17 protein-coding genes and 1 other annotated feature are annotated in these 14639 nt (G+C 45.0%); of the genes, 2 read left to right on the top strand and 15 right to left on the bottom strand.

Translation table 11 applies throughout. The annotated features are described in order from the left end of the window. The coding region (locus tag BUB13_RS18180; RefSeq protein ID WP_072909314.1) for a type II toxin-antitoxin system RelE/ParE family toxin at nucleotides 1-210 on the top strand (210 nt) is incomplete at its 5' end. Between the two features lie 378 nt (nucleotides 211-588). Here the strand turns inward: BUB13_RS18180 and BUB13_RS18175 are convergent. The 15 genes from BUB13_RS18175 to BUB13_RS18105 form a co-directional block, all read right to left on the bottom strand. Next, nucleotides 589-1329, bottom strand: a complete 741-nt coding sequence (locus BUB13_RS18175) for a sulfite exporter TauE/SafE family protein (protein ID WP_072910177.1) — start codon at nucleotides 1327-1329, stop codon at nucleotides 589-591. A gap of 186 nt (nucleotides 1330-1515) precedes the next feature. Beyond that, the gene (locus tag BUB13_RS18170) at nucleotides 1516-1698 is read right to left on the bottom strand and encodes a hypothetical protein (RefSeq protein WP_072910176.1); all 183 of its coding nucleotides are present in this window, start codon (nucleotides 1696-1698) and stop codon (nucleotides 1516-1518) included. A gap of 33 nt (nucleotides 1699-1731) precedes the next feature. After that, nucleotides 1732-2595 (bottom strand): carboxylate/amino acid/amine transporter, encoded by an 864-nt coding sequence (locus BUB13_RS18165; protein ID WP_072910175.1) that lies wholly within the window; start codon nucleotides 2593-2595, stop codon nucleotides 1732-1734. 66 nt (nucleotides 2596-2661) lie between these two features. Continuing rightward, complete coding sequence (gene madM / locus BUB13_RS18160; protein ID WP_072910174.1) at nucleotides 2662-3429, bottom strand: malonate transporter subunit MadM; 768 nt, start codon at nucleotides 3427-3429, stop codon at nucleotides 2662-2664. Between the two features lie 24 nt (nucleotides 3430-3453). Next, nucleotides 3454-3843, bottom strand: a complete 390-nt coding sequence (madL, locus tag BUB13_RS18155) for a malonate transporter subunit MadL (RefSeq protein ID WP_072910173.1) — start codon at nucleotides 3841-3843, stop codon at nucleotides 3454-3456. A 41-nt stretch (nucleotides 3844-3884) separates the two neighbouring features. Beyond that, entirely contained in the window at nucleotides 3885-4094 is a 210-nt protein-coding gene (locus BUB13_RS18150) for a biotin/lipoyl-containing protein (RefSeq protein WP_072910172.1), read from the bottom strand. Nucleotides 4095-4106: 12 nt separating this feature from the next. Next, nucleotides 4107-4844 (bottom strand): malonate decarboxylase holo-[acyl-carrier-protein] synthase, encoded by a 738-nt coding sequence (gene mdcG, locus BUB13_RS18145; protein WP_072910171.1) that lies wholly within the window; start codon nucleotides 4842-4844, stop codon nucleotides 4107-4109. Next, complete coding sequence (locus BUB13_RS18140) at nucleotides 4841-5941, bottom strand: acyl-CoA synthetase family protein (RefSeq protein ID WP_072910170.1); 1101 nt, start codon at nucleotides 5939-5941, stop codon at nucleotides 4841-4843. The genes mdcG and BUB13_RS18140 overlap by 4 nt, the downstream gene beginning before the upstream one ends. Nucleotides 5942-5954: 13 nt before the next feature. Continuing rightward, a complete protein-coding gene (mdcE, locus tag BUB13_RS18135; protein WP_072910169.1) occupies nucleotides 5955-6833 on the bottom strand; it encodes a biotin-independent malonate decarboxylase subunit gamma in 879 nt (292 codons plus the stop codon). 18 nt (nucleotides 6834-6851) lie between these two features. Then, the gene (locus BUB13_RS18130; protein WP_072910168.1) at nucleotides 6852-7808 is read right to left on the bottom strand and encodes a biotin-independent malonate decarboxylase subunit beta; all 957 of its coding nucleotides are present in this window, start codon (nucleotides 7806-7808) and stop codon (nucleotides 6852-6854) included. 12 nt (nucleotides 7809-7820) lie between these two features. After that, the gene (gene mdcC, locus BUB13_RS18125) at nucleotides 7821-8159 is read right to left on the bottom strand and encodes a malonate decarboxylase acyl carrier protein (RefSeq protein ID WP_208610205.1); all 339 of its coding nucleotides are present in this window, start codon (nucleotides 8157-8159) and stop codon (nucleotides 7821-7823) included. A 17-nt stretch (nucleotides 8160-8176) separates the two neighbouring features. Further along, nucleotides 8177-9841: a malonate decarboxylase subunit alpha gene (gene mdcA / locus BUB13_RS18120; RefSeq protein ID WP_072910166.1), complete on the bottom strand. Its 1665-nt coding sequence runs from the start codon at nucleotides 9839-9841 to the stop codon at nucleotides 8177-8179. A 67-nt stretch (nucleotides 9842-9908) separates the two neighbouring features. Then, nucleotides 9909-11114: a Na+-transporting malonate decarboxylase, carboxybiotin decarboxylase subunit gene (gene madB, locus BUB13_RS18115; RefSeq protein WP_139249433.1), complete on the bottom strand. Its 1206-nt coding sequence runs from the start codon at nucleotides 11112-11114 to the stop codon at nucleotides 9909-9911. A gap of 196 nt (nucleotides 11115-11310) precedes the next feature. Beyond that, the gene (locus BUB13_RS18110) at nucleotides 11311-12261 is read right to left on the bottom strand and encodes a triphosphoribosyl-dephospho-CoA synthase (protein WP_084092307.1); all 951 of its coding nucleotides are present in this window, start codon (nucleotides 12259-12261) and stop codon (nucleotides 11311-11313) included. Nucleotides 12262-12640: 379 nt separating this feature from the next. Continuing rightward, complete coding sequence (locus BUB13_RS18105; RefSeq protein ID WP_072910165.1) at nucleotides 12641-13093, bottom strand: HutP family protein; 453 nt, start codon at nucleotides 13091-13093, stop codon at nucleotides 12641-12643. Between the two features lie 291 nt (nucleotides 13094-13384). Between BUB13_RS18105 and BUB13_RS18095 the strand changes: the two genes are divergently transcribed. After that, nucleotides 13385-14598, top strand: a protein-coding gene (locus tag BUB13_RS18095; protein WP_139249257.1) for an IS3 family transposase whose coding sequence is annotated in 2 segments (ribosomal slippage) — nucleotides 13385-13670 and nucleotides 13670-14598 — 1215 coding nt in all. Because the reading frame shifts where the segments join, the coding sequence is not laid out codon by codon here. Further along, nucleotides 13660-13776, top strand: a sequence feature (AL1L pseudoknot). Its footprint overlaps the gene before it by 117 nt. Nucleotides 14599-14639: the final 41 nt, after the last annotated feature.

Raw genomic sequence — 14639 nt, 5'->3', positions numbered from 1 at the left:
GAGATTGGCGAGCGCTTCTTACGGGAAATAGTTGCGCTGGTAGAGGAGTTGCCCACCCATCCAGATCGAGGGCGGATGGTTCCCGAATTCAACCAACCATCACTCAGGGAGTTAATCCATCCCCCCTTTCGTATAGTTTATCGTCGAGGAGAACAGCGGATTGCCATCGTTCGTGTCTGGAGAAGTGAGCGGTTGATGAAACTGCCTTAGTGCCCCCCTCTCAGCAGATTGCGTTTTCAAAAATCGCCGACTTTTGACTAGAAATTTCCTCCACCGCTAAGTGGCTGAAAAGAGCGAAACCAGCAAGCCCTGGTCACTACGGCAGGACCTGTGGGAAAATACTGGCTACATCCGCTGTAATTCCAAGTAGTTGCTTGGGCCGATTGCCTTTTACAAATGTCCTGTCACTGAAAACGACCCTCAAAACGGGCTATTTTGGCCTACCGACTGAGCTTATTTTTGCAAAAAAAATGCTCCTGATCTTTTCAGGGGCATTCGTCATGAAACTTGCTACTTTGTAGATGTAAAAATTAAGAAGCCCGGTACACTCTGGACGCTGATTTGTCTTCCTTCTCAGGCGCTTAAAGATTATCGAATCAGCTTTAACAACAACATCACTCCCATGACCAACAAGACCCCTAATACAAACTTACGGTGAGAGTCTCCGCTCAATTTTTTTTGTAGCTTCCCTGCGATGTATAGAGTGCCAAGAACCGGTACTAATCCCAATATAGCCAGGAATAAAAGGTCTGGAGACAGATAACCAAGGCGGTTCATTCCCAAGAGCATCATCAAGCTAGACAGGGTAAAAGAAATGTTGATCGCTTGAATGAAATCACTTTTATCCAACTTAAGCGAAAGAAGATAAGGGAGAGAGGGCATCACCTGTGACCCAGTCAAACCGTTGACAAAGCCGGTGCTGAAACCAGCAGGAATTTTAAGGCTGCGCTCCCATTTTTCTGGCAAAGAGGCCGATTTGTTCACCAACGCCCAGAGGGCATAAATTATCAGTACCAGACCAAGAATTGCCTTTGCCACTTCTACTTGCATACCCACTAGGAGCAATAAGCCAAGCAAAAGCCCTGGGATACTGGCCAGATAAAACATCCAAAAACGTTTGATCGCCTGTTTGAAACGGCCTGTTTGGATCATCACAGCGATATTGCTGACAATCGACGGAATGATTACAAGCGGAATCGCCAGTTTCAGATCGAGACGTAAGGCCATAATCGGTAGACAGGAGGTAGAGAAACCAATCCCAGTGAGCCCCTTAATGGAGGCAGCAACCAAATAGGCAATCAAAATAAAAAGGTAGTCAAGCCAATCCATTTATTGAAATTATCCTAAGGCACTTTTCAACTCGTTTCAAAACGGACTCAATTCAACATGATGCTGAAGTAGGTTATGCCCCGAACAAAGGCGGGGCCAACCTAGTTTTTAACTAAAAAAAATAATCATTCAGAATTTTTAAAACTTAAATAGTCTCTTCACTTAAAAAGTGAACTATATCTTTGGTTAGTGATCAAGGTATTCATCATGCATTATTTGACAATCAAATGATTGTTTCAAAACAGAGCGCATGAACGAAGAAATATTCACACCGCTTTCTGTTACTTTTTTTTGAAGATGTCTCATTTCTTCATCATTAATTCTAAAAGCAATAATATTATTAGAAGGGTTGCCTGTTTTTCTTCCCATAATCTTCTCCTGAAAACATCTCATACTAAGACACTATGCAAATCTGAGTTTCTTAGTTTTTCCCCAAAATTCATGCAAAATTAACGAAAGGGCGATGATGCTCCCTCCAATGAAAAGCCGCACAAGATCCGCATCTCGATTCCATATCAATAAATTTACGATCAACCCAGCAGGAATTAGTGCATTATTCATTATAGCAAGGACACCAGTGTCAACCTTGGTAGCACCTTTGTTCCAAAGGAAGTAGCCAATCCCAGAAGCAATAACACCTAAATAGACAAGAATACCCCATTGCAATGAAGTCGCTGGGAGTTTTTCCGGGTTTCCAAATATTGCCCATGCAGTACTGGCAATGATCAAGGCTCCTAGATAAAAATATCCAAACACGGAACGTTGAGACAATTCCAACTTTTCCCGTTCTATCAATAATTTGTAACCAACCTGTCCCAGGGCAAAACAAATATTTGCTCCCTGCACAACAAAAAAGCCCGCCAGAACATTATCGCCTACGTTGCTGTAACGAATTATAAAAGCTCCAACAACCGCCAAGACAGCAGTAAGAAGGTATCTATGACTAAAACACCCTTGCATCAAGTCAAAAATAAGCGTGACATAAATTGGTGTTAAAATTGTAAAAATCAGGACCTCGGGAACGGTAAGCAGTAAAAAGGACTGGTAGTAAAAAACATACATGCAGCCCAACTGAATCCCGCCCAAAACCATTAGCTTTAATGCAATTTTTAAAGACACTGAACGCATAAAGGGCAAAAAAACTAATGCAGCAAGCGACACACGAATCAGAACTGAAAAATAGGCATCAACTTGTCCAGCCAGGTAAACGCCTATCAAGCTAAAAGAAAAGGCCCAGACAAATGTCATAATCGTAAGATAAGGCATGGCCACACTCCATTCCGTGCCTTGCGGGTCAATTGGACCCGCAAGGCAACGTGAGTCTATTAGCTTCTATCCGTAAATGCCCTTCATAAGCAAAAACAGTACGGATGGGCAAAGAAGACAACCTAGCCCGGTGTAAAAGGTAGACGTCATCGCACCATAAGGAACAAGTTTTGGATTAGTCGCTGCCAAACCTGCGGTCACACCACTTGTGGTCCCCATAAGTCCGCCAAAAACCATGGCTGAATTTGGGTTATCAAGACCAACAATTTTGGCAAATAATGGTGTAGAAGTCATGACGAGGATAGATTTAACAAGTCCCGCTGCAACGCTAAGAGCAACAACGGCTGAATCCGCCCCTACTGCAGCACCAGTAACTGGCCCCACGATGTAGGTTACTGCTCCGGCTCCAATCGTTGTAATACTCACTGCATCGGTATAGCCGAAAGCAATGGCCATTCCAGCGCCAATAAAGAACGAAACAAAAATCCCCATGAAGAGCGATACCGTTCCGCTTAAACCTGACTTTTTGACCTCACGGAGGTCAACACCAAAAGACGTTGCGACAATGGCAAGGTCTCTCAGCATCGACCCCCCCATCAGGCCAACTCCCGCAAACATTGGAATGCTGGCAAGTCCCTTAGAGCCTCCATCAGTTGCTGCGCCACCGACATAAGCAAGTACTAAGCCCAAAATAATTGCAATTGCAGACCCATGAAATTTGCCTTTTGTCAGCTTTGCGGAAAGCATATAGGCGACATACATTGTCACCCCAACAATAACGAAAGATGTGATTAGTCCATTTTGGGTTAGTTGAGCAACTAAAATATCCCACATGGCATTATCTCCTCTATAAATCAATTAAGAGCTTGGCTCTTCAATGGCAGGAACTTTAGTACCTTGTCCCAGCTTACTAATTACCGGAATCATGAAGTAACTAACGACAGTCGCAACCCCTCCAGCCAAAAGGGCTAGCCAGCCACCATCAATAGCACCAATAACATTCTGCTTGGCTGCCATTGCTACAACAATCGGGATATACATCGCGTTCCAAAAACCAATCCCATCTTGAGAAAGTTGCTTGAGCTTCCCCTTCTTAATAAGAATGTCGCAAACAATAACCAGCAAAAGCATTGAGATACCAACACCACCAACGTTTGCCTTAACGCCTATGGCAGCCCCAAGCCAACTACCCGTCACTTTACCAACCAAGAAACAACCCGACAGTAGCGCTACCCCATAGATGACCATTTCAGACTCCTTTTTATAACTATGTTGTTAATGAATATTTATCATTCAATTATGGCTAAAACTTGACCCGGACTAACCCTGTCACCCGTATTAACTTTAAGCTCTTTTACTACACCACCTTCTTGCGACCTGATTTCTTGCTTCATTTTTAATGCTTCCATAATGAGAATAAGAGATCCTGCTTCAAGGTTATCCCCAACACTAACTTTTACTTCAATGATAGATCCTGGCATTTTTGATTTAATTTCCATTGTCATCTCCTTTTAGTTTTTTAAAGTTCGAATAACTTCTGTTTTTTCGACGATCCTTACACTACTCGGGCTTTTGCAAAGAATATTTTCTGAATTTGAGAATAGTTCCTTGATTAGAACATCTTCTTTTTGAGGAAGTGTTATTTCCATATCAATCCGAATAGAAAACTTTTCTTCGAGTCGCTTTAGGACCCCATAAAACTCATTTAAAGCAGAAAGGCTTCTAGAATCCGTATTCAGATCTAAATCAGATTGATCAGTTGTATATGGAAGGCATGTCGCAAGCTCAAGAGCTGCCGACCCCCAAATTCCGAGTCTGATTCCGAGGCGATCAGCTTCTGCTTTTGCTTCTGATAGAACTTTTAAACAAATAGTTCTTTCTTTATAGGGGCGACGGATGACATCAAATGGTGTTTCAACACTTAGTATGTCATTCCGATGAACGATAGTAGGAATTTGCAGCCTTACCCCATTAACTTTCTTAGGAGAGGTGTAGCCAATAGCAACTTCTCCTGGTGCTAGAGGGCTTAGGGGGCGTCTAACAATTCCTGGCACAATTGCATTTTCAATGCTGTCAGTGATTATCTGTTTGATATATTCCCGCTTTTCACGATCACGAAACTCGTGACTAATATTCTGAAAAGCTGCCTGACTGCCATCAAATGACAGATGAACCAGATCATGCCTCCGGAAAGGATGCTCATCTATTTGATGTTCTGCTTCTTCGATATATTTGAGAGCTGCTTTCATCGTGTCTTTTTCCAAACTTGGTCTGTTTTTGCTGTCTGTTGTAAAGCCAACTGAGCTTCGATCAAGGTTTCAAACAAAAAGGTTTTGTCATCCCCTTCAATCCGGTAACTTTCCGATGTAGATTTCCCTTCTGCTGAAACACTAGGGACTAAATCCAGAACTGTTTTTGTAGAAGAAACCTTGAGCGCTGGATCAACCTTAACTACGCGCCCCTTAATTCGTAAGATCGTACGAGCAACGCGCTCAGTTGTTTCTTTTGAGGACAGCTTTGTTTCCCTGACGATAACTTCATATTCAGGATTCGTCCTAGCTCTGCGGTACGTAATGATCTTCCCCTCGGGATTACACACATGACCACTTTCTGCATAAGGGAAGCTATCTGCCATTGGGAGGCCACCGACAACAAATTCGCGGAAATCAGATCCCTTTGGGGATGGGATTAATGTAATATCTGCCCTCAATGGAACCCCATCCAGAGTTAGCCAACCGAATTCTTGACAGCCGTATAGATCATGAATTTTCCAGTTGTGTTTCTCTGCAACCTGCAAAAGATCCAGATCCAAAGGGGTTCCGGCTGTAAACGCTATCACCCCTTGGGGGATCGAGTGACTGAGCCCCAAAACCGATGCATCCTCTAATGCTGAACGGATGAAAGTAGACTCGCCAATAAGTACATTTGGCTTTTCTTGACAGAGAGACAACAGAAAGGCATCACGACTTGACCGCTGCAAAAAAAACCAATCCAAGCCATGTATTTTAAGTGCTTCAGCAGAAAACACGTTTACAAGCGGAGCGTAAGTCACTAAAAACTTCCCATGCCGCTCAACGTTAGCCATATCAAACGCAGCTAAAGAGGCTCGCACTCTTCCATCGATCTCTGAGTGCGTTACCCCAACGACATTCTGAAAAGCCGTAGATCCCGTTGTAAAAGTCACGTAGGCTAGATTGAATGGAGTATGAATTTCTTCGATAACATGGGCAGCCGTTGGACCATTAATCCCTTTTGTCGCCAACGTTCGGCACGGCATTTCTCCCATAGTTGGTGCCGTACCAAATGACTCAACCATTTCAGCCAACTCTTTTAGTTGCTCTGCCATGACTTATCCCCTGTTAGTAGAGATTCTGTTCCGCAAAGGCAAAAAACTGTTTATCCATCATAGCCATCACCTTTCCTCGAATCATGCGGCCGCCTCTTTGCTCTCCGAGAGCCCCACGCCCCCAGGGACCAAGCCGGGCTTCTTCTCCCGCTGCTTTCATTTCGCGAATTTCAGCAATATGCTTGAGAATGCATGATCTCATGCCATCAACCTCTTCAACCAACTCTTCAACCCCACCGAGTTGATAGAAAAAGTCTGGGCCAGCAGCAAAAACAGGATTAGTTTTGGACAATTCCTCTAACCTCTCAATGTCGAGCTTTGTGATTACTGAGACACTAGTCAGAGGCATAACATGAATCATGGTCTCAAACTTTGAGGACAAAGAAAGAATACGATCTGCCTGTAAACCGTGACACAGAAAGGCACCACTAATTGCCCGGCCAATGACCATAGCAACGATAGGATGACCTGCCTTACGCGCTTCCGCCAATGCTAGCTGGTAAGCTCCGGTTGACTTATTCATCCCAAAAATCTCTTCCTGTTTCCCTGGGCCATTCCCTGGAGTGTCCACAATCAACAGAATTGGGCGTTTCTCTGTGCCTTTCTTCTCCTTGTCTGCTTCGATCGTTTTATAGACAGCCATGGCCATCTTGTAGCCCTCTTCGAGACCGATGATGCCTGCATAAACAACAGGGAACCTTTCATTCATTGCCATTGCATCGCTGGCGATTATTGTGCAGTCCTGGTCTCCTATTTGCGCAGTTCCAACAACTGCTCCAGGTCCTACTTCGTTATCTTCAAAAGAAGATTCACCGATCGTGTTTTCTTTAAACGACTCTGGGTCTACGATTTTTTCAATCGCAAGCCGCCCTTGCCCCATCATAATTTCCATTATTAGCTCCTCTTTTGGTTATGCCTTTAAGCGTTTGGCCTGCGCCAGAAACTCATCAAGAGTCATATTGATTAAACTTTCAGGATTTTCATTTCCAGCATGTGCCCAGACATCCATAGAGTCTTTAGGTTTGAGAGAGACGCTCAATTTGACCAGCTCTATTTGCTCTTTTATTTTTTCCATCGAACCTATCCGCCGGAATGTCTCAATTTCCTCCATAGGTTTTTGCAACACTGCTGTGGTTGTTTCTCTGAATGATCGGATGGAGTCAGCGGCCAAATAGTTGCAGTCGCCAATGATGTATTTGTGCTTGCCACCTGTTGTCCTGTAGACAAGCGCACGATCTGAAGCGTCAAACTCATCCTTGCCCATCTCTTGTTCAATAACTTCAGGACCAGTTAACCCCAAACGACCAAACTGGCTCATTATGATGACGTCTGTAGCTGCGGCAACAAATCCCATCCCGCCAAAGCAGCCGACTCGACTGCCGATCAACGAAATGATAGGGACACGGCCACGGCAATTTTGTATTTGATCCATGACCTCTGCATGCGCCAGAAGCCCTGCATTAGCCTCGTGAAGTCTCACCCCACCAGTCTCAAACGAAATAACTACTGCAGGACGCATTTCTTCAGGAAGATCCGGTTTCTCAGACACCATCTCTTCGTAAAGGTCGGAGGCAAGCTGGATCGTTTTAACCATTTTTGCCCCACTGACCTCACCAATAGAGCCGCCGATAAAACGACCTTCTTGAGAAATGACAAAAATTGGCTTCTTGCCAATTTTCCCAACGCCTGCCACCAAGCCATCGTCATATTCAATTGCCTCTCCCATTAAAGGCAAATGCGGGCTGTAGATCTTGTCAAAAGGTCCGCAAAACTCAGTGAAGGTTCCTTCATCAACAATCCCCACAGCTCTTTCTCGGGCCGTTGCTTCCAAAAAACTTTTATCTTGTAACTCTGTCCACTTCGCCATAACTTGGCCCCCTTAATTGACTGACTGTTCTGCGGATTTAGCTTCAGAAAGTGCTTGCGCTAAGCGCAATGCCACAACAACAGGAGTTGCGTTATTGTCGTTGATTTCGATAGCGACATTCCCCACTTCAGCATCGCTAATAACTTTCTCTAGAACTTTCTCCCATACGTGATCAAATCCCCTTACGGGTGAGACAACCCTGATTTCGACCGCTCCCTCCAATTCATGCTTCTTTAAAAGGACTTCAAGATCGCCAGAGCCTACGACACCGTAATGATGTTTGGGCAACACCACATCCACTGGGTTTTCAGACTTAAATTTGAAATTAAGTTCGTTCAACATACCTTCCATGATCATTCCCTTTCGATCTACCAGTTAACAAAGCGGGCAGGCGGCTCATACAGACCGCCCGAGCAATCAACCAAGTCTTTTACGCTTTTTGCTGCCAGCATCGATCTATTTGCTCTACTTCGGTCAATCCCAAGATCCTCTGGCGTTTTAACAATCCCACGCTCACGAAGTGTTTTTGTTTCCTTTGGATCGGCGGACAAACCAACCTCGGTATAACCAGCGACACCTCTGATGGCAGCCATTCTTTCTTCTAAACCACGACACTTGGCAAGATATGCGATACCTTCTTCGGTAACGATATGGGTCAGGTCATCGGAATAGATCATGACGGGAGCTAGATCGAGATTTGCATTTTTCGCTAGATTCCATGCGTCCAGCTTTTCGACAAAAGACGGGTCCATCTTTTCTTTAAAGGTTTCCTGCATCTGGACAACTAGCCGTTTGCCACGAGGCATATCCCCCAATAATGCAGCCTGGTCCTCAAATTCAGCTCCACACTTCAGCCAGGAGTCGGTTACGTGGCGACGGCCTTTTGCATCGCATCCCATATTGGGAGCGCCACCAAAGCCAGCAACCCTACTTGCTGTAGCGGTACTGCTATTTCCATACTTATCTATCTGCAACGTTCCGCCGATGAACATATCTGTCGCGTAATGTCCTGCTGTTTGGCTGTACGCTCGGTTGGAACGCATGCTTCCGTCTGGTCCTATGAAGAAAATATCGGGCCGAGCTTCGCAGTACTTCTGCATTCCTAATTCGCCACCAAATGAGTGGATAGACTCAACCCAGCCATCTTCGATTGCGGGAATCATTGTTGGGTGTGGATTCAGAGCAAAATGCTTACAAATCTTGCCTTTTAGCCCAAGTTCATTGCCGTAAGTCGGAAGCAGAAGTTCAATTGCGGCAGTAAAAAAACCGATCCCGTGATTAAGTCGCTGAACACCGTACTCACCATAGATTCCCTTTAGTGCCATCATGCCCATCAGCACTTGAGTATCAGTGATATTGGCCGGGTCACGGGTAAAGAGAGGTTCAAGGTAGAACGGTTTTGGTGATTCAATAACTGCATCGACCCATTCCCCTGGGATATCAACTCGCTGAACCTTGTCTACCAGCTTATTGACTTGCGCAATGACAATCCCTTGCCGGAATTTGGTTGCCTCTGCAATTACAGGAGTATCTTCCGTATTAAAGCCGGTGTAGAGATTTCCATCCTTGTCACCTTCATAGGCACAAATCAGGGATACTCGTGGAGTGAGATCCATAAAATAGCGAGCAAAAAGCTCAAGATATGTATGAATCGCTCCAAGCTCTAACTTGCCCTCACGTAAAAACTCCGCAACCTTTGCGGCCATTGGTCCGCCATAAGCGAAATCAAGCTTTTTTGCGATGCCCTTGTCAAAGATGTCCAAGTGAATCGGCAAGGGGACTGCGGATTGAACCATGTGAAGATTATTAATCTTTTCGGAATCGCAGGAACCTAAACACTCAGCTAGGAAATCGGCCTGTTTCTGATTATTTCCTTCCAGGTTAATCCTGTCTCCTGCACGAATAACGGCTTCGAGCAAGGCGACACCATTTTGGGAAGGCACAACTTTCCGATCTGAAAACAGCTCGTTTGCTGCATTCATCCTTTCTTCGGTGTCGGTGCTGAGCTTGTCCCAAACTTTCTCTTTCTGCATGTTTTCCTCCATTATTATGGTTTATGAAGCCCGGCTGTTATGCGAACCAAGCTGCTATAGCCTCAGGTCAGTTCAGCAAAAAAAGTGTTGAGATAAATACGCCTGTCGCGATTGCAGAGACGATAAGTCCACAAACCCCTGCCCCCATTGCAAGAGGAAGGATGACGGCATACGGATTCTCTTCGGTCACAGTTTTCTGAGCAATTTTTGCAGTGGTGGGCAGGCATGAAACACCAGCGATCCCTATTACTGGATTAAACTTCCCTTTACTGAACCAATAGACAATCCACCCACCCAAAACACCGCCGATACCGGAAATAAGGAGAGCCGTTATCCCCAGCACAACAATCAAGCTAATTTTGGGATCGAGGATAGTTTTGGCCTCACAAAGAGCACCGAGCAACAGCCCAAGGAACAAAGTTGATCCGTAGGTAAGAGTGGTTTCGAGGAGGTTCTGAAAGGGTTCGATTTGGGCTTCTTTAATCGCTATCCCCAGAAAGAACGAAAGGATTAGCGGAGAGGCAACAGGCAGTAGCAAGCACAGAAGCATGCAAGCGAGAACTGAAAAAACAAACTTAGAACGCTGGGAGACCTCAGGGAAGTCCATCTCAACTTCAAGCCCTCGATACTTTTTGGGCACCAGAAGTTTAATAAGATATGGGTAGCCTGCATAGGTGAGACTCAGGTACAAGTAGGCGATAATGGCAATTGGGACAAAAAGATCCTTTGCAAGAATCAACGATGCAAACAGAACCATCGGCCCATCGGCTCCACCAATTGTAGCCACTGCAGCAGCTTCATTCGGAAGGAGCCCCATCTTGATACCAATGATCAAGGTCGCAAAAGTTCCCATTTCAGCAAACAGGGCAACGATAATGCTTGCCCACGGGCGGATCAGGATAAAGCTGATATCGCTCATCGCCCCAATTCCGAAGAAAACGATACAGGCGATCAGACCGTTGCTAAAGGTAAAGTTATATACAGGCTGCAGCCAGTTAACCTGCATCAGGTTTACCAGAACAGATGGCTCACTGACTAAGGGATCAAGGTGAATTGTTCCGACAACACCAGCTTCAAGGAACAAAACACCTGCATTGATAGCAATCATACCCAACCCCATTGGAACCATAATCAGGGGTTCTAGTGTCCTTTTGAAGCCAAAGTAAGAAAGAAAAAATCCAAAAATAATTAACGCAATTCGCGTAATAGAAATGACAGGATCTTGGGTAAACAAAGTACTTATTGCAGGAAAAAGAGACATCAACTGTTCCATAATATTCTCCAATATAATAACTTATTCATATGACTATCGTTTTAATTTAACTCATCTTGGCGAGGCATGATTCTCTTTCCTCGACCATGAATAATTTTACTGACTAGTACAATTACTCCCATGACAAGAAATGAAATTACAGCAGTTAGTCCGTAACAAAACAAAGAGTACAAATAAACATTCATATCGAAATCCTTTACATTATCTTGCATTTAAATTTTTCTTCAGAAAGTAAATATGCTGATATAGTTATTGCTAATAGATCAGCAGAACCACCTGGGCTTAAGCCTCTGTCGATACAAAAATTTTCAAGATAAAAATAATTATCAATCCCCTCTTTATTGAAAATACTCCCTTCTTTTAAAACTTCTTTCGAAAGGGTTTTCACCTTTTTCAGTGACTCCAGACCTCCACGCGAAATGATATTTGTGTCATCCACCTGCGACATCAAAGTTATAAGAGTGTGCAAAAAGGAAGCTTCAAGCGACGCCCCTAAATCTTGTGCATACTTAAGTGCAGGCACTGCGTAGTCCCTAACACTCGGAAGGCCCCTTTCAAGTTCCCCTCTGATGCCAGGCACTTGGTGACGGAGATATAGTTTTTCTCCGTTGGAAAGCGACTCCTTCTTCTCAAGCACCGAAGGATTCAGCTCTCTTCGCACTATCCCCTTAGTCATCGCAGCAACAACCTCAAACAACTCTCCGATCTGAAAATGCCGAGACTTCTGCGACAAATAGCCAGCCGCACCAGCCAAGATTGCCGCTGAGAACAAAGCACCTTTTTGGGTATTTACTCCCTTGGTGGCCGCAAATAACTCCTTCTCATAAGGTGCTCCAATTCCTCGCACTACAGGCAAAAGCAAGGGAAGATCCCCCTCATGATCTCTTCCTGCCTGTGTGCACATAACCAAGGCAGGAAAAATCACAGAGGAGCTGACCATAAAGGTCATCAAGCTCATATCTTCATGACAGCCGTTACTTTGAGGGCATACCAGGCCCGGTTTATTGCTGGTTGCAACTTCCAGCAACATGCCCCGCTGAAGAAGAGATCCAATCTCCCAAGAAACAGGATCAACAGAGAATGAAACTTCACTTGAATGTTTGGGTGCGATTTGGCCAATGGAGACCACGTTCCCTCTAGCAACCATAGGTCCCCTCCCCGGCAAAAGCCGACACACAAAATGCTCTGAAATTAAATTGATTTTCCTGGCAGGAAAGACGCATATAGCTCGACCCCGAACGGACCGAACACATGCTGGGCTTTTGCAGATTTAATAAACTTGATTGAGAGTGCTCAGCATTAATGGAGGGCTGAAAAAACGAACTAGCCCAAAGCTGATTGAGGTCTGAGAAGAGGAGAAGCTTGCTAAAAAATGAAAACATATTGTTGACTCCATGCAAACGAATGCTTTTGTGCGCGAAAATGCGCGTCACTCATTCACTAGGATTCAACAATGACTTTCGGGGAGGCTCTAACTCACAATAGTCACGGTGTTACTTTTCCCGAAAGCGATCAAGTCTTAAGACTTATAAATGCATTACTCCCATACAGGAACGTTCATGATTTGTGGTTGGATAAAACGCAGACTCACCATAAATCGCCACAGCTACCCATTCACGATCTCTTGCGATAGCTACTTTTATTTTTAAACTTGCATCAACAGGTACACTTGAAGACAAGCCACTTAGAGCTTCAAGTCCAGCATGAATTGTCGCATGAACGTGGCCCGCTTTTTTGGTAATAATTTTATTTTGCAGCGCACATCCGATCAAAGACTGGATGAAGGTGTCTTTAACCTTGTTTGTCTTGCCGGACACAAAGGTGACTGCGAGTTTAATATCATCCAACCCATCAACTACTTGCTTGATACTTTCTTCTTCTTTTTCATTTGATATAGCGGCAATAAGCGCAATTTTTCCAACTCGCGTTGCAGAGATTGTGACTTCAGGAATTGTAGTTTTTTTTGAGATAAGAGTCATTACCCTGCCTCTAAGTGAAAAGACACCATTGTCTAAACAAAAACATTAGTTTCACTAAATCACTTAGAAACAGCAAATGACATTTAGGAGAGGCACTTTGTCACGGATAAAACTTTATAATTCTCCGACAGGTCTTTTGCTCAGAAAAATAAGAACACGACCTCGCATACATGTCAATAAAAAACATTTAAAAAATTCGACCGACTGAATTAATTGTCAATTTCCAGCAGGTTAAACGGTTTGAATCGCCCCGGGATTGTCGGAGACTCCAAACTTTGAGAGTATGGGGTCATGAATACAAACAAGAGATACAGTCCTGAGGTCAGAGAGCGAGCGGTCAGATTGGTAGCGGAACAGCAGGGAGAATATTCCTCCCGCTGGTCAGCGATTTGTTCTATTGCTGAAAAGATAGGGTGTACGCCAGAAACGTTACGTCGATGGTGCAAAGAAGCGGGGGGATCTCAAGAGAGCCGCTCTAAGGATCAAACGGCTCAAGAGCAATTGAAGCAGTTGGAGCGGGAAAACCGGGAGCTGAAACGCGCCAATGAGATCCTGCGTAAAGCTGCTGCTTTTTTCGCCCAGGCGGAGCTCGACCGCAAACCGAAGTAATGGTGTTTTTTATTGATGAGCATCGAAGCCAATACGGGGTCGAGCCGATCTGTCGCCAGTTACCGATCGCCCCATCAACGTACTACCACCACAAGGCGCGCCAAGACGATCCTAGCAAAGTTCCGTCACGATACTGGCGGGATCAATTATTGAAACCTGAGATTCAGAGGGTTTGGAACGAGAACTTACGGGTTTATGGTGTTCGTAAAGTCTGGCGGCAGTTAAACCGCGAAGGGATACCGATCGCCCGCTGTACCGTTGAACGGTTGATGCGTGAGATGGGGCTGCGAGGGGTTGTGCGCGGCAAGAAAAAGATCACAACGATCAGCGATCCAAAGCAGAACCGTGCCCCTGACCTGGTGAAACGGACTTTTAAGGCGAGTCGCCCGAATCAGCTCTGGGTAGCTGATTTTACCTATGTCGCCACCTGGTCCGGTTTTGTTTATGTTGCTTTCGTCATTGATGTGTACGCACGTTGTATTGTTGGCTGGCGTGTTTCGACATCGATGAAGACAGAGCTCGTTCTGGACGCACTGGAGCAGGCACTGTGGGCACGCAAGAACCGCCGGGAGTTGATTCATCATAGCGACCGGGGCAGTCAGTATCTCTCGATTCGCTATACAGAACGTCTGTCCGAGGTCGGAATCAATGCCTCTGTCGGCACAACTGGAGATTCTTACGACAACGCTTTGGCCGAGACAATCATCGGCCTCTACAAAACGGAAGTTATCAACCATCGCGGCCCTTGGAAAGGTCGTGAGTCTGTTGAATACGCAACCTTGGAATGGGTAGATTGGTTTAACAATCGCCGATTGCTGGAATCAATTGGAAATATTCCACCTGCAGAAAAAGAGAAAGAGTATTATCGGCTGGAGGAGTCAAGTAAGGCGGCTTGACTCAAACGAAAACTGTCTCCGGGAAAACCGGGGCGATTCAG

This window comes from Malonomonas rubra DSM 5091, from assembly GCF_900142125.1.
Classification (GTDB): Bacteria; Desulfobacterota; Desulfuromonadia; order Desulfuromonadales; family Geopsychrobacteraceae; genus Malonomonas; species Malonomonas rubra.
This window is presented reverse-complemented; position numbering and strand designations above follow the sequence as displayed.